The organism is Acinetobacter towneri, from assembly GCF_017498585.1.
GTDB classification, from domain to species: Bacteria; Pseudomonadota; Gammaproteobacteria; order Pseudomonadales; family Moraxellaceae; genus Acinetobacter; species Acinetobacter towneri.
The window spans coordinates 870,928-893,830 of sequence record NZ_CP071766.1 but is presented as its reverse complement, the minus strand read 5'-3'; the positions used below and the strand labels follow the sequence as shown (position 1 = coordinate 893,830).

Annotated in this window: 14 protein-coding genes; 8 read left to right on the top strand and 6 right to left on the bottom strand. The window is 41.9% G+C overall.

Features of this window, described 5'->3' with window-relative positions; genetic code table 11:
• Positions 1-78: 78 nt before the first annotated feature.
• From J4G44_RS04195 to J4G44_RS04165, 7 genes are all read left to right on the top strand, one after another.
• Complete coding sequence (locus J4G44_RS04195) at positions 79-2,301, top strand: primosomal protein N' (RefSeq protein WP_180079865.1); 2,223 nt, start codon at positions 79-81, stop codon at positions 2,299-2,301.
• 72 nt (positions 2,302-2,373) lie between these two features.
• Positions 2,374-4,215, top strand: coding sequence for a monovalent cation:proton antiporter-2 (CPA2) family protein (locus J4G44_RS04190; RefSeq protein ID WP_131261089.1), 1,842 nt, complete (start codon positions 2,374-2,376; stop codon positions 4,213-4,215).
• A 50-nt stretch (positions 4,216-4,265) separates the two neighbouring features.
• Positions 4,266-5,141 (top strand): Hsp33 family molecular chaperone HslO, encoded by an 876-nt coding sequence (gene hslO / locus J4G44_RS04185; protein ID WP_004975941.1) that lies wholly within the window; start codon positions 4,266-4,268, stop codon positions 5,139-5,141.
• Positions 5,142-5,399: 258 nt separating this feature from the next.
• Complete coding sequence (locus tag J4G44_RS04180; RefSeq protein WP_004975938.1) at positions 5,400-5,864, top strand: DUF2147 domain-containing protein; 465 nt, start codon at positions 5,400-5,402, stop codon at positions 5,862-5,864.
• Between the two features lie 209 nt (positions 5,865-6,073).
• Positions 6,074-6,535 carry a DUF2147 domain-containing protein gene (locus J4G44_RS04175; protein WP_004975935.1) on the top strand — a complete coding sequence of 154 codons (462 nt, stop codon included), beginning with the start codon at positions 6,074-6,076 and terminating at the stop codon, positions 6,533-6,535.
• Positions 6,536-6,917: 382 nt separating this feature from the next.
• The gene (locus J4G44_RS04170) at positions 6,918-7,253 is read left to right on the top strand and encodes a chaperone modulator CbpM (protein WP_096901332.1); all 336 of its coding nucleotides are present in this window, start codon (positions 6,918-6,920) and stop codon (positions 7,251-7,253) included.
• Between the two features lie 90 nt (positions 7,254-7,343).
• Positions 7,344-7,607 carry an HP1242/YdcH family protein gene (locus J4G44_RS04165; RefSeq protein WP_207973876.1) on the top strand — a complete coding sequence of 88 codons (264 nt, stop codon included), beginning with the start codon at positions 7,344-7,346 and terminating at the stop codon, positions 7,605-7,607.
• Positions 7,608-7,894: 287 nt separating this feature from the next.
• On the opposite strand, the gene J4G44_RS04160 is transcribed toward J4G44_RS04165, so the two are convergent.
• The 6 genes from J4G44_RS04160 to J4G44_RS04135 all read right to left on the bottom strand — a co-directional run bounded on the left by J4G44_RS04160 (position 7,895) and on the right by J4G44_RS04135 (position 22,153).
• Positions 7,895-9,133, bottom strand: a complete 1,239-nt coding sequence (locus J4G44_RS04160; RefSeq protein ID WP_207973875.1) for a magnesium transporter CorA family protein — start codon at positions 9,131-9,133, stop codon at positions 7,895-7,897.
• A gap of 223 nt (positions 9,134-9,356) precedes the next feature.
• On the bottom strand, positions 9,357-11,444 hold the full coding sequence (pnp, locus tag J4G44_RS04155; protein WP_171257431.1) for a polyribonucleotide nucleotidyltransferase: 2,088 nt from the start codon (positions 11,442-11,444) through the stop codon (positions 9,357-9,359).
• Positions 11,445-11,705: 261 nt separating this feature from the next.
• Entirely contained in the window at positions 11,706-11,975 is a 270-nt protein-coding gene (gene rpsO / locus J4G44_RS04150; protein ID WP_004975922.1) for a 30S ribosomal protein S15, read from the bottom strand.
• An 821-nt stretch (positions 11,976-12,796) separates the two neighbouring features.
• A complete protein-coding gene (recD, locus tag J4G44_RS04145) occupies positions 12,797-14,539 on the bottom strand; it encodes an exodeoxyribonuclease V subunit alpha (RefSeq protein ID WP_218945015.1) in 1,743 nt (580 codons plus the stop codon).
• A 109-nt stretch (positions 14,540-14,648) separates the two neighbouring features.
• The gene (locus J4G44_RS04140) at positions 14,649-18,368 is read right to left on the bottom strand and encodes a UvrD-helicase domain-containing protein (protein WP_207973946.1); all 3,720 of its coding nucleotides are present in this window, start codon (positions 18,366-18,368) and stop codon (positions 14,649-14,651) included.
• Positions 18,369-18,412: 44 nt separating this feature from the next.
• Positions 18,413-22,153, bottom strand: a complete 3,741-nt coding sequence (locus J4G44_RS04135) for an exodeoxyribonuclease V subunit gamma (protein ID WP_207973874.1) — start codon at positions 22,151-22,153, stop codon at positions 18,413-18,415.
• Positions 22,154-22,389: 236 nt separating this feature from the next.
• Between J4G44_RS04135 and J4G44_RS04130 the strand changes: the two genes are divergently transcribed.
• On the top strand, positions 22,390-22,899 hold the full coding sequence (locus J4G44_RS04130; RefSeq protein ID WP_218944916.1) for a hypothetical protein: 510 nt from the start codon (positions 22,390-22,392) through the stop codon (positions 22,897-22,899).
• The last annotated feature ends 4 nt before the right edge of the window (positions 22,900-22,903 follow it).

The following is a 22,903-nucleotide window of genomic DNA, read 5'->3' as shown; positions in this document are numbered from 1 at the left end:
TATAAATTCTGTGCTCACTCTAACACATGCCAAAGTCGAGCACGAAGCCATTTTTCACAGGACGATACGACTTTTTCTATGCCAGATTCCACTTTAGACCCACAGCCTGTTTATCGTATTCGAGTGGCTGTACCCGTATATCTTTACGACTGCTTCGATTATATGCTCAGTGCAGCACAATATCAGCAAGCAGAAGTGGGCGCGCGGGTCTTGGTTTCTTTTGGTCGGCAAAACTTGGTCGGAATTATTGTCGAAAAACTGGCACTCGACACCCCAATTGATCCACGTTTTAAACTCAAAGCCATTAGCGAACTGTTAGATGAGCAAGCGATTTTAGACCCTAAAGTTTTAACTTTGTTGACATGGTCGGCACAATATTATCAATTCCCGATTGGTGAAGTGATGCAAAGCGCCTTGCCTAGTTTATTGCGCCAAGCCAAACCCTATAATTTATTGGCACGCACTTGGAAATTATTGGACGCACATGCCGAAACTAAAATTACACGCTCGGAAAAACAACAAGAAGCCTATAAAATTTTAAAGCTGCATCCTTCGGGAACTTCTGAAAATATTTTAAATTTGGCAGGCATTGAAACAGCAACCCTAAAAGCCTTGGCGAATAAAGAAATTTGCGCATGTGTTTTGGAAGCCCAAGATTTTAGCCCAATGCCAGTGACTTTGGCGCAAATGCCTTTAACCCCTAATCCAGATCAGAAAAAAGCCATCGACAGCGTACTTAAAGTACGGCAGCAATATAAGGCATTTTTACTGGATGGTTTAACGGGTAGCGGTAAAACTGAAGTGTACTTACACATCATGCATGAGGTACTAAAACAGGGCAAACAAGTGTTGGTGTTAGTACCTGAAATTGGTCTAACGCCACAAACCATTAGCCGTTTCCAATCGCGTTTTCACTGCCACATCGCCCTCTTACATTCAGGTTTAAATGATTCCAAGCGTTTGCAGGCGTGGCAAGCCGCACAAACGGGCAAAGCCTCGATTATTTTAGGTACACGTTCTGCGATTTATACCCCATTGCCAAATTTAGGCTTGATTATTTTAGATGAAGAACACGACCTGTCTTTTAAACAGCAGGAAGGTTTTCGCTACCATGCCCGTGATGTTGCGCTCTATCGTGCCCATCTGGAAAATTGCCCTGTTATTTTAGGTTCGGCAACTCCAAGCATTGACAGCTATGCACTAGTCGATCAAGGCAAAATGCAATGTCTGGAATTAAATCAACGCGCGGGCACGGCACTCATGCCCAAAATCCACCTGATTGATTTAAAAATTGCCAAAAAACAGCACGGTATTAGCCAACAATTGATTGATGAAATCAAAAAACGCTTGGCTAAAAAAGAACAAGTTTTGGTGTTTTTAAACCGACGCGGCTATGCACCCGTATTGATTTGTGAGAGCTGTGCATGGCAAGCCAAATGCCCGAATTGTGATGCCAACTTTACCTTGCATCATCAACCTTATACACATTTGCATTGCCACCACTGCGGTACGATTCATCGTAAACCTGAGCAATGCCCTGCCTGCAACCATGCAGAACTCAAACCAATTGGCATGGGCACTGCCAAAGTCGAAGACAGTTTAAACGAGCTGTTTCCCAATGTAGATGTGATTCGGGTAGATCGTGACTCAACCAGTCGTGTTGGCAGTTGGCAAAAAATTTATGACCGTATTCAACGCAGCGAACCACTGATTTTATTGGGCACGCAAATGCTGGCCAAAGGGCATCATTTTCCGTATGTGACATTGGTGGCAATTTTAGATATTGATTCAGGCTTACTTAGTGTGGATATTCGCGCACCTGAACGCACGGCTCAACTGATTGTGCAAGTGGCGGGACGTGCAGGGCGTGGTGAGCATAAAGGTGATGTTTATTTGCAAAGTGTGCGTCCTGATCATCCACTTCTCACCACATTAGTCGAGGGAGATTACCGCAAGTTCGCCAAACAAAGTTTAAAAGAACGCAAAGCTGCACAATTACCGCCTTATCGTTACAGTGCTTTGATTCGCTGTGAATCTAAAAGTCAGGAATTAAACCAGCAATTTTTACAACAACATGCACAATGGCTTAGAGAACATTCAGAACAATTAATTGAAATTTGGGGGCCGATTCCTGCGCCAATGGAACGTAAAGCAGGACGTTTCCATGCACACATGGTGTTGTTGTCTAAAGATCGGGCACGCTTACATTTTTATATCAGGAACTGGTGGCAAAATATGTTGCATGAAAAGCCATCCAGCATGAAACTAAGTTTAGATATAGATCCGCAAGAATTTAGCTAATACTGTAAATTGAAACTTAGCTGTATCAGCACTTATTTCAATAATCCACCGCTTTAAACTTTGGATGACCACATGTCCTTATTGTTACAAATAACCATTTTTCTAGGCGCTTCATTGGTTTTGGTTCCCTTACTAAAACGCTTTGGTATTGCGACCGTATTGGGCTATTTGTTTACAGGCATTTTGCTAGGGCCTAGCGTATTCAATATTGCCAGCGACCCCGATGATATTCAGGAACTGGCAGAATATGGTGTGGTGTTCCTGATGTTTATTATTGGCTTAGAACTGCGTCCACAACGGCTGTGGGAAATGCGCAAGCCCATTTTTGTTTTGGGTAGTTTACAGGTCGGCATCACGGGTATTCTACTTGCAATCTTGGCTTTTTTTGTCTTACAGCAAGGCATTGCCTCAAGTGTGGTGATAGGTTTTGCACTGGCACTTTCCTCTACAGCCTTTGTGCTACAAATGTTGCAAGAAAAGCAGCAACTCAACAGCAGTTATGGACAACAATCCTTTTCCATTCTGCTGTTTCAAGATATTGCCGCCATTCCTTTAATTGCCATCATTCCCATGTTAGCAGGTGCAGAATCGACTCATCATGGCATTGCTTATTTTGCTGCAATCATGGCGACCTTTAGCGGTTTGTTCTTATTTAGCCGTTATCTCATGCGTCCATTTTTTCGTTTTGTGGCTAAAAGTGGCGCACATGAACTGATCACTGCTGTCGGTTTATTCATTGTACTTGGCGTGGTCAGCATTATGGATGTGCTGGGCATTAGCACCACCTTAGGTGCATTTTTAACAGGCGTATTGTTGGCAGATTCCGAATTTAGACATGAGTTAGAAGCCAGTATTGCCCCATTCAAAGGCTTATTGCTAGGCTTATTTTTTATGACCGTCGGGATGAGCACCGAACTGGCAATCTTAATGAATACCCCTTGGCTGATTGTAGGCGGTGCATTGCTGCTCCTGCTCATCAAACTGATTAGCCTCACGGCCATTGCCCGTTATTTCCAATATTCTTGGCGCAATAGTTTGTTGTTGGCGACTTGCTTGGCACAAGGCGGTGAGTTTGCCTTTGTGGTGCTCAGTGTCGCACAAAGTGAAAGTGTGCTCAGCCAGGCCATGCTGCAACCACTGACCTTAATTGTGACTTTGTCGATGGTGTTGACCCCAATTTTATATTGGTTGATGAGCAGTCAAATTATTCCTCGCTTAGAACGTGAAAAATCGCCTGAATATGACGAAATTCCCGATACACATCACCCCATGATTATTGCGGGTTTTGGTCGTTTTGGACAAATTATTGCCCGTGTGGCGTACTTGCAGCATCTGCACTTTACTGCCATCGACAGCAATATGGATAAAATTGATTTTGTGCGGAATTACGGCGGTAAAGTCTATTATGGCGATGCCACTCAACCTGAAATTTTACGTGCCGCAGGCATCGAGCATGCCAAAATCTTTATTCTAGCCATTGATGATATTGAAGACTCAATGAACGTGGCACGGCATATTCGCCTGAATTATCCAGCGCTAAAATTACTGGTACGCGCTCGTGATCGTCATCATGTGCACTTATTGCGCGATTTAGGCGTTACCTATATTTGGCGTGAAACGTATTTATCCTCTTTAGGCATGGCCTATCAGGCTTTGCGCGATTTGGGCATTAATGAAAAAGATGCCTATAAAAGCATTGAGTTGTTCCGTGATTATGATGAACAACTCTTGGCACAACAGCAGCACATTTATACCGATGAACAAAAAGTATATGAAACCCATCGTAACGCTTTGGCAGAACTGGAACACCTGTTTGAAAGTGATGCACAAAACCGTGAAATGCCCTTGGGTGTCGATTTAAAACGCGGCTTGCATAGCAGTCATATTGATGTAACACGTGATGCAGCAAACTGACTTGTGTTTTACAATATTGCCACCATTAAAACAGGGTTATGGAGAATTTTATGTCTGATTTACGCCAACGCTTTTTTATTGAAGATAGCCCTGTTCGTGGTGAAGTAGTTCATCTCGAAGAAGCTTTGCAAACCATTTTGAAACAACGTGATTATGTGCCTGCGGTACAAGTGTTGTTGGGAGAAATGCTTTGCGCCACTGCCCTACTGGCCAGTACCCTAAAAATTAAAGGGCGTATTAGCTTACAAATTCAGGCATCTGGCACATTTAAATGGGCCATGGCGGAATGTAACCACTTGGGTGAAGTGCGTGCGTTGGCAGACTACGAACAAGACCCGCGCTTTTTAAGCGCTGAAGACAGCAGTACCGTCCTGAAAAGTTTGGTCAGTCCTGTACTGTTTATTAATATCGAGCCTGAATTTGGTGAGCGTTATCAAGGTATTGTGCCTTTGGACAAAGCCAATTTAGCTGAATGTTTAATGCAGTATTACGACTTATCGGCACAAATTCCAACTCGTATTGTGTTGGCAAGCAATGCCGAACGTGCGGGCGGTTTGCTGATTCAATTGTTGCCGCGTAACAGTGAAGAAGAACAACAACGGGTCGATGAAGATTTATGGCCGCGTGTGACCATGCTGACTGAAACCTTAAAAGCGGAAGAATTGACTGATTTAGACGTCAATGAAATTTTGTACCGTTTATACAATGAAGAACAAGTGCGTTTGCCTGAAGTGGAAGCCTTACGTTTTGGTTGCACTTGCTCCAAAGAGCGCTGTGCCAATGCCTTAATGCAAATTGGTGTTGCTGCGGTACGTGAAACTTTGGAACATCAGAACCCTATTACTATGGATTGTCAATTCTGCAGCACACAATATAGCTTTAGTGCCGAAGAAGCCTTAGGTTTATTTGGAGAACATCTCAGTTAAATGGCATGGTGAATACCATGATTAATATGTGATGTAATGCTGAAAATTCATCAAAAATGAGCAGTACATTATGCTCATTTTTTATTTACGTGATGACCATCGTCAAAACCTATTATTTTATTACTTTTCATGTGATTAATTTCACAAAACTTTCATGCAATTACTAGAAAATACCGCGTAAATTGGGTATAAATAATCCCATATTTTTTTTATGCCTTTATATATTTTAGGCTGCTTCTTCTCTGGGATATTGATTTTATGAACACCCTGTTCTTTTCTCGTTTAGCATTCATCAGCGCGATTTGCTGTTCAAGTTTAGCTTATGCAGCCAATGCAGACCCACTTTTGGGCAAATGGAAAACATTAGACTACCGCACAGGTTTTTCATTGTCTGACGTAGTCATGAGTAAAGATAAACAAGGTGCGTATGCCGCTACGATTATAGAACTACGTGCGGTTCCTGGCGCACCGCGTTTGGAAAATTGCACACTCTGTACGGGTAAAAATAAAGATAAGCCACTGTTAGGTTTTGTGCCATTAAGTCACTTAAAAGCTACGCCAAGCAATCAAATTGAATTTTATGAAGGTGACTATTTAGACCCGCGCACAGGTAAACAATATAAAACTCGTGCACGTTTAAGCAGCAATGGCAAACATTTAACCCTTTATAATGTAGACCTTGCCACCAATGCCAGCCGCAAAATGACGTGGGTGAAATACTGATATTATTCCTCACCAATGCGATAAAAGCTGTGTTCTGCACACTTTTATCGGAATGATTAGATTTAAATTACCAACTCCATAACACTTATATCTTTTCCTGCCTGACATCTCACACTGCTCAATTTGCTTGTTTATTACATTCTTGCTATAAAACCCGAAATAGAATTTTTACTCTATTTTTTAAAATAACAATTTTGGGGATGCTGTTCATGAAAATAAATTTCAGAGGGATTTTTGCGGGTTTCGTTTTAACAACCCTCTCAAGTGTTGGCTTTGCAGAAAGCGATCTACTGGTCGGTAAATGGAAAACCATTGATGACCGCACAGGTTATTCACGTGCCGATGTCGAAATTCGCAAAAAGCCAGATGGCACTTATGAAGGCATTATCGTGGAAACCCGTAATATTCCGGGTGCAGAAAAAATGGTGATTTGTAGCAATTGTCCAGGTAACTTAAAGAATAAACCTTTTATTGGCTTGCCATTTATTTGGGGCTTTAAACAAGATGCTAAAAACCCACGTGAATTTAACCAAGGTCATGTTTTAGACCCAATTGGCGGTAAAGTTTATAAAGGCAAAGCTCGTTTAAGCGCTAACGGTAAGCGCCTCACCTTACGTGGCTATGTAGGTGTTTCAGTGATTGGTCGCAGCGTGACTTGGGTAAAATACTAATTCCAAAAACTAAGATATTGATTTACAGGGTTCTTTTTAAAGAGCCCTTTTTATTACCAAATTTTGAAACAATCCTTTTAAACACCGTACGACCGTTCAATCCAAAATATTGAAATAAAGGATGGCATTGAATAAAAAATAGACTAATATCTATAAGACATCTATACGCACAAGCCAAATTGACACATCAATATAACAGGCGTGAGCACAGCAAAGGGTTGGCTGAATTTCACCAAAGGAATACAAATAAAAGATTCTATTACAGCGTACACAGGCTAAATTAAAGAGAATCACTTATTGGATATCCACCAATTATTGATGTAAAGCAATCCCTCATTTCAGGCGAGCCAACTCGTTTGAATTCGATCAGAAGGAGTATGCCATGACCACTATTTTATATCGTGAAATCACTTCAGACGGACAGCACACAGAAATTATTGAAGAATTTACCCAGTTAGATTTAAAAAAATTTGCCGAAGCGTGTGGGCAAAGCCCTGAATGGGTCTTACAACTTTTAGAATATGACATCCTGCCTTCCCGCCCTGCCGAACGTATCCACCAATTTTTTGGTGAAGATATCAACCGTGCACGCCAAGCCTATCGGCTGCAACGTGATTTTGATGCCAGTTTTTCAGCTGTCGCCATGATGCTTGACCTGATTGATGAAGTACAAAAATTACGTAAAGAAGTTAAACATCTGAATTTTCAACATAGTTAATCCTCACGCTCTAGTTGTGTGATTCATCACCTTGCTAGAGCGTTTTTCTTTCTATGCCCGTAAATTTTTTTGATGAGAATGATCTACACAATGAAAACTAAAGACTGCAACAAGAAGATTAAAAATATGTTTCCTGAGTTTCGTTATTTAATTCAGGGATTACGCGACAGCAATCCACATTTTTCAAAAATTTTTGAAGATCACGAACAGCTAGACCGTGAAATCAGCCAGTTAGAGCTTGATCCTGTGCATCAAATTAATGATGACATTGAAGCGCTGAAACGCAAAAAATTAAGACTAAAAGATGAAATGTATCACTTGCTGCGTAATGCACAAAATGATCAATTGGCTTAAAAATACATACAAGTCTGAACTGCAAATCCTCATACGATCAAATGCAGGACACAGCAAGAAAAGACAAAAAGCAAAACAAGATGGCGTATTCAAGTCTGAAAACAGCATTCAAAAAACTGCCATCTTGAGCTAAGTGTCTGCCTATCTGGTTCAATCTGTGGATAAGCTTATCAGTCCTATGGATAACTTTTGAGGTCTGTGGACAACTTTTATCAACGAATTATCTTGTGACATATATTGGATGTGGAACTCAATTTATCACCACATCTGCAAGTCTATCTTCTGGATTATTTAATTTTAGTCAGTTTTTCAACTTCTTTAATGGTGCCTTTCACGGTTTGCTTAATGGGTTCATAGTCTAAAAACCAAAATAAATTCATGGGTTGGTCATTATGTTGCTGTGCCAACATATCAATCACACTTTTTTCACCCAGACCGACAAGGTGCCTACGATAAAAATAATACAGCAACAACAAAGTAGTCATCACCATTACCCCAAGCATGATCCAAAAGGCCTGTGCGTGTTTCAGCCCCGGCATAAACTCAAAGTTCATACCATACACCCCTGTAAATAAAGTCAAAGGTGCAAAAACTGCGGTAATGATGGCTAAAATCCGCATGTTTTCATTGGTCTGGTTGGCAATAGCAGAAAAATGCAGATCAATTGCGGTTTGCACTGCAGAGCGTAAGCGAATGGTATGCTTTTGAATTCGTTCAATGTGACTGGTCAAATCATCCAAACGTACCAAAATAATATCCTGCCGTTCACTACGTTTTTTGCCACGTAAATGTGGGTAGTTATCGACAATTTCATCACGCAATTCCTGCAAGGCTTCTATTTGCTCTTCACATAAATTTTCAACTTGCTGAAACGCCATATTTTCTTGCAGCAATTGATGCCAACGGGTAAAACGACGATGTCCCTGCAACAACTCTTGTTGCCAATATTCCACACGGCGGGTTAGCGGCATGCGAATATCCAAGTAATCATCCGCTACCAAATTCAGTAAACGCAAGGTTAAGTCTAACGGTGTTGCTGCCAGTTTGCGTGCTTTATTCTGTTCTTCAATCGGGCGTTGTACCGCTGCTTCCACACGTGACAAATAGCTTTCCATGACTTTATTGCCCTGTTCCCGCACACTAATCAAAATCTGCGGTGTCATAATAAAGCTCATCGGCGTAGTGGCCAGTCCAAAAATCCGTTCATGTTTCTCCCCGACTTGTTGCCCTGTTGCAATACGGTCTTCGGGTGTGATCAGTTTACGGAAAATCAATAAGTCATAATCATCTAAAGTATCAAACGCACATGGATGCTCTATATTTAAAATATCGCGCACATGATATTCATTGAGCGATAATTGACTGTACTGAAAAATCTCTTGTTGCCACTGTTCTGCACGGTTAAGCACATCATCACGGGTGCAATCAATCCAGATAAATTCAGGCTCAAGCCCTTCAATTGGCTGTTTTTGCACATAAATATTGGTTTTATGATTGATATGCAGATAAAAATAATAACTTTGCATAGAACGGGCACTCTATTTCAGTTTTCTTGTACGGTTTTTTGAGATTTTAAGATGTACTCAGTTTAAGCATGGATCAGGCTTCTTTTCAAATACATGCTGTAATTTATGCCGCTTTTCATACAACAAAGATGGTTTGTACGATGCAACAAAATTTTTAGCATAAAAAAACCCGCATTCAGATTGAATACGGGTTTTTTGACCATTTCAGATCATCAACACAGCATTACGCTTGTTCGATATCTTTCATAGTTAATTTGATACGACCACGGTTGTCTACATCAGCAACCTGTACTTTCACTTCCTGACCTTCTTTCAACACGTCTGCAACGTTGGCAATACGCTCATTTGAAATTTGAGAAATGTGAAGTAAACCGTCAGTACCCGGAAGGATATTTACGAACGCACCGAATTCAACAATACGGATTACTTTACCTGTGTAAATTGTACCCGGCTCGATTTCAGCAGTTAAAGCCTGAATTTTTGCAACAGCAGCTTGTGCAGCAGCTTTGGTTTCACCAAATACGCGCACTGTACCGTTGTCTTCAATATCAATTGCCGCTTTAGTTTCTTCAGTAATTTGGCGGATGGTAGCACCACCTTTACCAATCACGTCACGAATCTTGTCTGGGTTGATGTTAATCACTTGGAAAGTTGGTGCATGCATTGAAATTTCTGGACGCGCACGTGAAATCACTTGGTTCATTGCATTTAAGATATGCATACGACCTGCATAAGCTTGGTTTAATGCAACTTCCATGATTTCTTCAGTGATGCCTTCAATTTTGATGTCCATTTGCAATGCAGTAATACCGTTGGCAGAACCCGCAACTTTAAAGTCCATGTCGCCAAGGTGGTCTTCATCACCCAAAATGTCAGAAAGTACAGCGAAACGCTCGCCTTCTTTCACTAAGCCCATTGCGATACCCGCAACTGGTGCTTTCAATGGAACACCTGCATCCATAAGTGATAACGATGCACCACAAACAGACGCCATAGAAGATGAACCGTTTGATTCAGTGATGTCCGATACGATACGAATCACATACGGGAAGCGATCTGCTGCAGGAAGAACTGCTTGCACACCACGACGTGCCAAACGACCATGACCAATTTCACGACGTTTAGGGCCAGATTCACGACCTGTTTCACCTACTGAATATGCAGGGAAGTTGTAGTGCAACATGAAGTTGTCAGTTTTAGTACCCGATAAGGTATCAACCATCAAGGCATCACGTGTATTACCTAAAGTGGTGGTAACCAAAGCCTGAGTTTCACCACGGGTAAACAATGCAGAACCGTGCGCACGGTCTAGAACGCCAACCTGTACGTCAAGCGCACGAACGGTTTTGGTGTCACGACCATCAATACGTGGTTTACCAGACAAGATGTTGTCACGTACGGTACGGTATTTAAGATCTTCAAAGAGTTCGTTCAAGTCATCTGCAATGCCAGTTTCGTCATTTTCAGGAACGAATTGCGCAACTGCTTCTGCTTGAAGTGCATCTAATGCAGCATAACGGTCTTGTTTGATCGCAATGGTGTACGCTTCAGAAATTTTTGCTTCAAACGCTTCTTTTAGTTTTGCACGAAGGTCTTCGTTTTTCTCTGGAGCAGTCCAAGTTGACTCAGTTGCACCTGCAGCCGCAGCAAATTCTTTGATCGCTTGAATCGCGATTTGCATTTCGTCATGACCGTAAAGCACTGCGCCTAACATTTGGTCTTCTGAAAGTTCTTTTGCTTCAGATTCAACCATCAATACAGCAGATTCTGTACCTGCAACCACAAGGTCAAGGTCAGATTGCGCCATTTGTTCAAAGTTCGGGTTAAGCACGTATTCGCCGTTGATTAAACCCACACGTGCCGCACCAATTGGGCCACGGAACGGTGTACCTGCAATTGCAAGTGCAGCAGACGTACCTAACATTGCAGCAATGTCAGCTTCCATGGTTTTGTCAGAAGATACAACAGTCGCAGTAACTTGAATTTCGTTGTAGTAACCTTCTGGGAACAACGGACGAATTGGACGGTCAATTAAACGTGAAATTAAAGTTTCTGCTTCAGAAGCACGGCCTTCACGCTTACCATAACCACCTGGGATACGACCTGCAGCATATTGTTTTTCTTGATAGTTAACAGTCAGTGGGAAGAAATCTTGACCCGCTTTTGCTGTTGGTTGAGCAACCACTGCAACCAATACAGTCACGCCACCCATAGTAATCATCACCGTGTTGGCTTGACGCGCTACACGACCAGTTTCAAGTACAACTTGGTGCTGACCAAATTGGAATTCTTTACGAATAATATTAAACATCGACATGTTTTATTTTTTCCTAGTTCTTGTGAACAATTATTCTCGTGGAGACCCCTAAGGTTTGGCATTCACAATACAATTGTTTAGGTAAATGACAAAGCTTAGAAGCCGACCTCACTCGAATGAAACACGATTTTTAAACACAAAGAAGGAGCGAATCATTCGCCCCTTCCACTGATCTAGCCAAGGCTAGATATACTTTAGTTTTCAGTAATACAGCATTCAACATGCAATAGTCCGAAAATAAAAGCTTAAATCGAATTAACGACGTAAACCTAAAGCAGCAATCAATGCGCTGTAACGAGTCACATCTTTGCCTTTAAGGTAGTCAAGTAACTTACGACGTTGGTTAACCATACGGATTAGACCGCGACGGCTATGGTGGTCGTGTTTGTGCTCTTTGAAGTGACCTTGTAAGTCATTGATTTGAGCAGTTAAAAGTGCTACTTGAACTTCTGGTGAACCAGTGTCGTTTTCAGCACGAGCAAATTTAGCAATGATCTCTGCGCGATCTGCGTTTGTTAAAGCCATTCGATTTCTCCGAGATGCTTAATAAAAAGATTTGATACCGATCAATTGATTGCTCAATTGACTGCCGTGCATCACTACAGCAAGGGCATTATTTTAAGGCAAAAACGTGCCGATTGCAAAACAGAACGACAAACAAGCACTTTTAATTTTGAGATGTACCAATAAAAGTATGATTTATGCTAAGGGTATACACATCATGTTAGGTATAAAGTGTCTAAGGAAAATAAATATACAATTGCATATGATTGATAATATGTAATATTTTGCCAACTGCTTTTCATCCACTGGAATATTTTGCCGTTAAAATAAAACAGCCCGAGCATAGCTCGGGCTGTTTTTTGCGCTGTAGTTTCTTGTCTTATTATTCTTATTGTCTTGTTTATTGTGGTTATTTGCGCGTTTTCGCGTCTTATTCTCTGAACATTCCTGTTCTTGCTTTCACGTCCTTGTGTGGTAGATTTTGCCACAATACTAAAGTGAAAGAAGTCGTATTTCTCGTATCTGTTTGTAAGCTTTTTCTTACAACAGGTAAGCATTGTCAGCATTTTGCAAATCACCCAAACTTACAGGCATAAAAAAGCCCTGTAGTCTCTCCCAAAACTACAAGGCTTAGCGGCTGTAAGTTTCCTCTTCTCACTAACGTCCTGTCAGTTCGCTGTCTTTCGACATTTATCGTTATTATTCTGCGATTATGCTCAACTATCCCTATTGAGCTTTTTATGTGAAGTCATCTTCTCAAAAAGATCTTGAAATCTCTATGCGCAAATTTCTCGAATCAATGTAAGCCATTTCGTACAAAACCATCTCTTATTCAGTTTTACTTAACAATCCAAAGCGTCATTAATTCTGGCTAATAAACCACTGCTGCGACGGGTACGAATCATCAAAGCTTGCTGCAAAGCTTGCGCATCAACCAACAAACTTACGACTTTTTTAGCACGGGTAATGGCAGTGTAGATCAGCTCCTTACTCAGCAAGTTTTTTGCCGCAGCATCCAACACCACAGCTGTATGAGTAAATTCAGAACCTTGCGATTTATGAATAGTAAGTACAAATGCGGTTTCAATATTTTTAGGTAAGCGTGTTGCAGGCACCCACTTATTTAAACTTGGAAAATATACTTCAAACTGGCGCTGATCATTCTGCTCTCGCATAAAACAGATGCCAATATCACCATTCGACAACCCCAGTTGATAATCGTTATAGGTCATCATGACGGGGCGTCCTGCATACCAATCGCCATGTTTGGTTTGTTTTAACTGTTGCAACAAGCGTTTTTCAATCTGCAAATTCAGTTGTTGTAAACCCAAATGACCATGACGAATTGCGGTTAAAATACGGTAATCATCAAATACATTCACCACATTCTCAACATGCGCTTGAAATGCTGTACTTGATTGTTCCAAGCCCAAAGTATGTGCTTTTAATACCGCTACATAAGCCTGATAACCATACATCAGCTGATCATAATAATGCGCTAAATTTTCCGCTGAAATTTGCCCATTTTGCTGAGGTAAATATTGCAGTTGTAGGGCATCTATTTCGACTTGCTTAAATTGAATTGGCTTTAATTCACCTGCTGCCACGACTTGCTGTTCAAACTCAGCCAAAACCTGTGCAGGAGAATGTTCTTGCTGAATAAACTTCGCCATTGCGCCAATTTTTGCACCTTCAGCAAAACGACGTGTGGTCACTAAATTGACACGGTTATTTGCGAGTTCAGGCACTTGCTGTAAATCGGCCAATACTGTACCGACATCGACTGAAGCCAATTGATTGGCATCGCCCAACAGAATTAAACGTGCCTGCGCAGGAATGGCAGCCAATAACATCTGTGACAGGCTTAAATCCAGCATCGACGCTTCATCGACCACAATCACGTCATAAGGTAGAGGTTGTTTAGCGTGAAAACGTGGCTTGCCTGTATTGCCTAAGCCCAATAAACGATGCAAAGTCACGGGTCGTAATTGACGTAAAGCATCGACATTAAACATTTGTAAAGCTTGACTATTCAAGGCATTTTGCAAAGCTTCATCCATCCGCTGTGCCGCTTTGCCTGTTGGTGCAGCCATCGCAATCCGAATATTTGGCAAAGCTTGATTAAGCACCGCAACAATATGCGCCAAAGTATAGGTTTTTCCTGTACCTGGCCCACCAGTGATAATACTTAAACTTTGAGTTGCCGCAGTCTGTAACGCTTTTTGCTGCTGTGGATCTTGCAATAAATTAAGCTGTTCGGCTTGTAATTCAAAGGACAAAGGCGGCTGCGCCTGAATCCGTAAAATATCGCTAGCAACCTGATGTTCCAGTTTCCAGTAGCGATACAAATACAAACGCTGCCCATCAAATACAAACGGTGCAATTTGTGGATCAGGATTTAAAGCGCTACGCTGCAAGTTCATGTGCAAATGTTGCAATGCCGCCACTTGTTCTGCGGTTGCAGGAATACAGCTATCCCCTTGCTGAATAGCATCGAGTACCTGTTGCATCAAAATTTGCGCTGAAGCATCAAAAGTGACATTGCTAAATGGCGGCTGACATAGGTAATCCATCCACGCCTGCATTGGCGTTTGAGCTGAATTTAAGTGAATATGCTTGTTTTCCACACAGTTATCCTCAAAGTTATCCACAGGATAAGCAATTGTTTTATTAAGTCGATAAGCTGACTTAGCGTTATTTTTTAAGTTCAAAGTAACCCAATATTTGATCTAGTTGCAGAATAAATTCCGCATCTGGCCGCCAATGACAAACCCCTTGCCCTGCTTGCCCCTGCATACCACGCAAATACAAATAACTGGCTCCACCCAAATGTTGCCGAATATCATAATCTTGCAAACGACTGCCCAAATAACGGTGCAACGCCACCAAATACAAGGCCGCTTGTAACCAATAACTCGATTGGGTCATGTTGTGTTCAAGGTTGGTTTTTTCATAATCGCGCTGATCGGCACCCAAATAATTACTCTTATAGTCGGCAATGTGATAACACTGCCCATCAAAATAAACCAAGTCAATTGAGCCTGTCAGATAACGCGCAGTAGCGGCTTCATTTAAATCTTGAATAGGATGTCCCGCATCTTCAAACAATTGCTGAATTGCTTGAATAAATAAGCGCTGATCTGCCAACGCCAAATAGAATGGAAACTCTGATAAATAATGTGCAGTAGATAAGGCGGAAAGCTGGAAAGTATCGTGCAAAGGAGTATTCAACACATCCTTCAGCCACTCGGTCATGTGCGCAAAAATATCTGCTTCCTGCACAGTCGCGCTGCCTTTGGCAGTGTCGAGTTTTGCAATCAAATCTACCAATAACACATCTGAATTAAACTCTTTGTCGTTATGAAAACGGCGTTTGACTTCTTCAAAAATGTCATCATGACTGGCTTGAAAGTCGATATATTCAAAGAGTTTATGTAAAAAACTCCCCGCTTGAGTACCACGCTGAAAATTAGCTTTGATCCATGCAATCGGTTGAGCCACCTGTACGATTTCCTGTTCCGTTTCGACAGGTTCCTGATTGATTTCGTCGGCAGCAGCAGCCTGCTCCTCGCTTGCCAATGCCAAAGTATCGCTACGCATGGCGGCAGGTAAATGTTGTGCCAAGCCACTAAAACTGGTTTTGGTTCGTGGATAAAAGCGACGCTGCGGAAAATCTGCAGCTTCAATCTTAATTTCTTGCACTTGTTCAAGTTGTAATGCTGCCGCCAATTGTGTCAGAGGTGCTTCATCACAGCTCCATGCTGCTGCAATTTCTGCTGAACTTGGCGCTTGTAAACGCCAGACATTTAAACCAGCAGATTTTGGTGCAGCCTCTTTTTTACCTTCTTTTGCAGGCGTAGGCTGTTTTAGCATCGCATAGACCCGATAACTGGCACGGGTGAGTGCCACATACCAAAGCCGATTCAACTCTGCCAAACGGCGCTCACTGTGCTGCTGCATTGCTGTGGCATCTATGTCTTTATGTTTAATGGCAATGATACGTTGCTCAATGCCTTGCTCTTCCTGCGTTGCAAACACCAAAGCAGACTTGTCAGATTTGGGCGGCTGATCTGCCGACATCAAAAAGACCACTTTAAACTCCAAGCCTTTGGACTGGTGAATGGTCATCAATTTCACGCCTGCCGCATTAGAAAGTTTTCGTTCAATTTCCCAATCGCGTTTGGCAGGTGATTCAACTTGCTGTAAATACCAGTAATACAGCATGTAAGCCCCTTGATGGCGTTCACTTTGACGACTCAGCAATTCGGTTAAATGGCGTAAATTCACCACATGCCGTTCATTGTCAAAACTGCGTTTTGCCACCAAATTTTCCCAAATTTTAAATAAGTTCAGGCAGTAATTCCATGCGGTTAAAAAGCCTTTATTGACCCACATTTCCCGAATGCAGTCGAAGTCATAAATAAACTGACCTAACCCCTGTTGCTCAAGTTCAATCAACTGTTGCAGGTTATAACCCAATAAACGTGTCAGTAAGGCACGCTTGACCTTGGCTTCATCATAAGGATGTAAAATTGCAGTTAAAATTGCCGCCACATCTTTGGCTAAAAAGCCTGTAAAAACACTGCGCTGGCTACTTCTATTGACCTGAATTCCAATCCGCTCAAGCTCGTATTGGGCTTGATCTAGCTTTTGATGACTGGTCGATAAAATGGCAATATCATCAGCTTGCAAAGCAACTTTGCCTTCAGAATGATCAAAATATAAATCGCCTGCGATACCTTGATTTAATAACGCGCGAATTTTCCATGCAATTTGAATGGATTCATCCTGATCATGTTCCACCGTCACCCAACGCAGCGGTGCAGGATTGACCTGTTGCCGATCCATTAAAGCAGGATGAGGACGTGAACCTGCAATGACAGGTTCATAAATCACTTTTTCACCAAAAGCGGGTTGGCGTTGAAATAGCTCGTCCACCACACAGACCAACTCTTTCACTGAACGATGATTTTGTCTGAGTGAATAAATGCGACCTTGCTTTTTCAGCACGTCATCACGGGCATTGTTATAGGTCAGCATATCGCCACCGCGAAAACCATAAATCGCCTGCTTAGGATCGCCCACCATAATCATGCAACCGCGCGCATACCACTTCGGATTACGCCAAATTTGCGCCAGCATGTCGTCTTGATCTTGGTTAGTATCCTGAAACTCATCCACCAAAATCAGTGGATAACGGGTATGCACAAACTGCGCAAAACGCTGCCCACGTTCGCCCTGCAACGCTTCGGCTAAGCTGCGAATTTGTTGGGCAAAAGTGGTTTCCCCTTTTTGCTGTAAAAGTTGCGGTAAACGCTGCTTGACGTGTTGTACCAAATAGAATTTTAAATTGGTATCCACCAATTCAATTTGACGCTCAAAATTAAGTTTGGCATCCACAACTGCTTTAATTTTTCGGATTACAGGATGATCAAAAAAAGCATCTTGCACCTCTTGCGTACATGGCGCTTTCGCTTTGTTAAAAATTGATTTTCTGAGCTTACCGTCTTGGTTCAAATATAGTGCAAAGACCGCATTAAACAATGCGGCAAGATGTGAATTAAAATAATGTTCTAAAGGGCTGTGCTTAATTTTTTCAATCAGTTTTGGCAAAGTCACTGTAAATAGTGGCTGCAACCCCTTCTTATCACTCCCCGCGACATAATGGGAAAAATTAAAGCTATATTCACCATCATAATATTCTTTTAATTCTTCAATTTGCGTCATGGTGATACTGGCTAAATTCTGCAACGCCTCTGCTAAATCCTGAACCTCCAACTGTGCCTGATCTATGCCTTGAATCTCTGCCGATGCAAAATTCAAACTGGTATTGACCAACCCCTCATAGTCTGCTGCAGATTTCAACCGCCCACATAACAGCATATAGTCCACAACATGCTGAGGCTGTGCCTGAATCCATTCACGCAGCACATCATGCACCAATTGTTCAGTATAGACCGATGCTTGGTCGGTAATATTGGCGCGCTCAATTTTGCCGCTTTCAAAGGAAAATTCACGCAATAATTTTTGGCTAAAGCTATCCAGCGTTCCGACAAATAATTCATCGAGTTGTGCAATCACCAAGTTCAAACGTGAACTGGCATAGTCCAGTTTTAAGCGATATTCCTGCAGAACATTTTTGAGTAAAGGGTCTTGTAGTTGTGTAATTTTTTCTGCAAGGGCACGCTGATCTAAAGACTGGTTTAAACACTGATCGATATATTGTTGGGTTTCAAGCAAACGTGCACGAATACGACTTTTTAGCTCGGCTGCTGCGGCACGGGTAAATGTGGTCGCAATCACCTGATTAGGCAAATAATCTTTCAGGAAAATCCGCACCATCAAACTAGATAAAGTATAGGTTTTTCCTGTACCTGCCGATGCTTCAATCCAATGCAAGCCTTTGAATTGCATCTCTTGAATTGGGTCATAACAAATTGGGAATGGGCTAGATGAGTTCACGCAGATTCCCCTTGTTTTTGAAGATTTTTCGCAGATTCATAATTTTCAATGATGGGCTGATACAGTCGATGGCTATATTGCTGAAATGCCTCAATCAACAACGGTTCAGTTTCACTGTCTTGAAAAATAAATGACCAGTCTGGGTGATTTTTCTCACTTTCATCAATAAAGCTCCTCCTAGCACCGTCATGCCAATGTTTTACGAAGCTTTCCATATTCAAAACTTGATCGGACTGAGCTTCATCCCACCGAATTTCAAATTCTTTTTTATCTTTCATTTTTAAAACCAAAGCCGCAGGCAATAACACAGGATATTGCTGTGCGTGTTTCCAGAACTCAAACCACTGGGCTAAATACTCGTGTGCTTGCTGTGCATGGATATTGGCAAAATGAATCACCGCATCTTTACACACCACAATCCGCTCTAAATCTTGATGTTCTGTGTTCTGATAGGCCACCCAAAACAAATATTCCAACCACACTTCGGCATATTTTCTTGGTCTGGCACTCGCTGCCACCACGCTACACCAAAGCTTTGTCGGCTGTTCAGGCACTTGAATACGGATATGCAAATGCGGATTCATTTTCCAAAGCTGTTGCGTTGTTGTGGTTGCCTCGTCTGCAAATTGCTGGAGTGTGTCACGTAAATATTGCTGTTCTTGCAGTCCCGTTTGAAACGTGGCATTTAAGGTTTTACCCACAGGCAAGGTATCTTGCAACAAGCTTTCTGCATCTTGCTCGCCATGTTGCAGTAAAAAATCACGCACACTATATTTTTCCAAGCCATTTAAAATCAGCGGCTCGTGGTTCATTGCAGCAGTGTCGGATTGTAAATTTTCGACCCCAATCGCTTTTAAATAGGCACGCGCAGGGAAACACACATCTCGAATCCATTGCATACTGTCGAGTACCACCACGTCTTGTGGCAATAATGGATATTCACCAAACCATGCTTCGCGTGGTGTGGTTTCTTGCTGCATTTGTTTGGCAACCCGATACCATTGATCTTTAAAGCGAACTTCACGGCTTTCGGCAAAACGCAGTTGATCAAAAGGTTGCAAACTATGCAGGTAATAAAGAGATTTCAATTGCGCAGGAATCTCGACACCGTTCAAGTTTAAGCGTGAATCGCTAGCCCTATCGGGATGTTTCACAATCAATTCCAAATGCCGCACAAATTCCTGCACCAGCACGGATGGATCACGTACCTCACCATCGCTGACATCAAAACCGTTATAAAATAACCAAACACTGTCTTGCGCCAACAATAAACTGTCTAAAAACGCCCCCTGATCATCCTCAATGCGTGAACGATCTCCCAGTTGTGGTTTTAATAGTTGCATCAAATCAAAAGCCAATTGCTGATCACGACTTGGGAACACGCCATTGTCCAAATTCAACATCACAATCAACTTATATGGCAGCGGACGAATTGCACCAATTTGGCTAAAGGTAATGGCGCCCGATGGACTGGCTTGTTCGAGTTGGGTTTCGAGCTGGGCTGAAATTTCTTGCAGAATATAATCCAGCGGTAAGCTTAAATGACGCAAATCTTGACCCGACTGCACATCAAAATAACTGGCTAAGGTCAGCATACGGTCATGTTTTTGCACCAAACTAAACACCGATGCCAACACATCTACCCCTGCATCCTGAAACTCACTCAGGTCTTGCATCAGTTGTTTAAGCCAATATTCCACCGTTTTGGCTTGCCCCAATTCATGCTGAATTAGCCAATCACGGCGCTGTGCAAAATCCTGATAAATTTGAACCAGTTTAAAAATCAATTCAAAATCGCTACTTTGCACATCGGCATAACTTAAAGTGTGCTGAACCACGCAATGCTCTGGCACTGCAACGCCCAAAGCCAAACGATCTAAAGCAAACTTTAAGCTGAACCGATAATCTTGATCATCTGCACTCAGGCTGCGTTTTAAATGCTCGGCATCTAAACCACGTTTAAAACCTGCATTGGCCAACAACTCATTCATGCGCTCAATGTTGTTTAAATTCAAGGCATAACGCTGTTGTGTGGCAGCCAAACTCAACCAGTCGCCAAACTCCTCAAAGCTAAAACGTCCTTGTACTAGCGCTATACGCCCAACCACCGCACGCCAAGCATTATGAATGTCTAAAGAGCTGATGCCTGCAATTTGAATAGGCAAATACACACTATCTTGACTGAGTTGATGCCCTAAAGTAGCTTGATTCTGCTGTGCTTTTTGTTGTCCTTTCTGATAGAGATCACGCTCACTTGGCGGTGCAGCAAATACGCTGCGAATTAAAGACTCTTGTTCTTTGAGTTTCGGACTCAATACCAAAATATCACTGGCTTGGCGGCTGTCATCTTGTCCTAGCCATGCAATTAAACGATCTTTGAGTACCTCAAGCTGACGTAAACTTGAATGACACACATGAATTTGCAATGACTCATCGGCAGGATCTAAGTCATACGCCTGCGCGACTGGCTCAACCAAATTCAATACATCCGATTGAATTTTACCCAGTAAATGCTGCGGCTCTTCTTCAGGGAAAAGATCATACCACTCGCCTTCATCACCACTTGACAACGCCGCCAATAAAGAAAAGTGATCACGTGCCTGTTTACCAAAGCGTGTCAGCAAAGGATGATGTGACTCGCGCATATCGGCATTAAATTCGCCATTATATTTTTTGATATATGCAGCAATATCATCATCACTTACGGTTTTATTTTGACTTTCCATCTCACGAATAAAACGACTTTTGATTCGCGCATCCATGTTTAATTTCCACTTAGGATCGACCATGTCTGCCCAATATTCTTGCGATGGGTTGTAATGCAGAATAAAAATATCCATATACTGCGCCAAACGGCGGATAAACAGCAACTGACTTGGCGGCAAATCCAATAAGGTAAAAATCACCAACTGTTTGGGTAATTTGTTAATACACGAATTTGGATTTTCAGGCTCGCCCAAAGCTTGCCAAAATTGCAGATCAATCTCCTGCATTTTTTCAAAATCTGCATGAAAAATATGCAACCACAACCAACTTTGCCATTGCTCTAATTCTTCGGCTTGCTCTTGAGTAAATGCGGCTATTTCCAATGCCGCTTGTTTTTCTTCTTCGCTCTCAAAGTTTTTAGGGATATAAATTTGCTGCTTTAAGTTCAGGCGTTTCTGCTGTCCCCAAACCGCTAACCAATTGCTTTGACATTGGCAGACACCCTCGCAGCCTTTTTGGCAAAAACCACGATAAACCATGTAATTGCTAAATAAACGTGAAACTTTATCTGCCACCCAATACAGCATGTTTTGCTTTTTGAGCTGCTTTTCTAAACCCTGTGACAATTGCTCTGCGCTGTCATAAATTCGCTGAATCAAACGATGTAAAGCATGCTCGGCAGGAAGTGGGTTTTGTTCGTGTTGTATCCACGGTTGTAAGTCATAAAACACACGCCATTGCATCACAATACGCGGAATATTTGCCTGACGCACCCGATCTTTATCGTCTAAAACTGCCTGATAAGCGGCCCATTGAAAGGCACGAATACGATGATGAAATTCAGTATTGGCACTAATGCCTTTTTGCTCGGCTATTTTTTCCGTCAGCCACTTTTCTACTGCCACTGAAGGCACAATAAAATGCTGGGTTTGTAGCACCTGAAGCGGATTCGATGTCGGTTGACGTATGGTTTTCAGCATTTCATTGACTAAAACTTCTATACGTTGGCTTTGTATGACATGAATCGCCATAAGGTATCCTTTAATTTATTTTGAATAAGAATGTATTAAATGTACTAGAAGGCCGTTGATCTATCATTTGCCTCAAGCACAACAAAAGAATAAAGATTATTGGCTATACACTTACAACGGTGTATGACACTTTACAAGCATACTTTTATTGCCTACTTTATTCAAAAAGTGCTTTGAATAAAGTGGTTTAATTTACCAAACAGCATACGATTATCCGCCATTTTAAGGTTGTACTTATGATAAAAAGAGAGACAATTCCAGACAGTATTGATCCAAGCCTAGACTTGGAAATGATTCGTGCAGAATGCCTAGAACTGGTCAAAAAACGTGCCTATTTTTCTGCAGGTGCAGCCATCATTCCTGTGCCGTTCTTAGACGTTGTCATTGATGTGGGCATCTTGTCGCAACTGATTCCAGAAATTAATGCACGTTTTGGCTTATCTCCTGAGCAAGTCAGCGTGTATGATCCTGAAACCCGAAAAGTCCACTGGAGCGAATTGCGTAAACGCGGTGTGGAATTTTCAGGCTTAGTCGTGGCGCGTACTGCAGTAAAAAAATCCCTGAATAATGTCGCAGCCAAGTACATCACCAAACAAGTCACCAAGTTTATTCCATTGGGTGGACAAATGGTGGCAGCAGGTTTGGGTTATTTTATTATGAAAAAAATTGCCGAAACGCATGTTGAAGAAAGCTATAAACTGGCAAAAAGCATTCAGCTTAAACAAGCCAAAGTTGTGAATGCTTAATTTT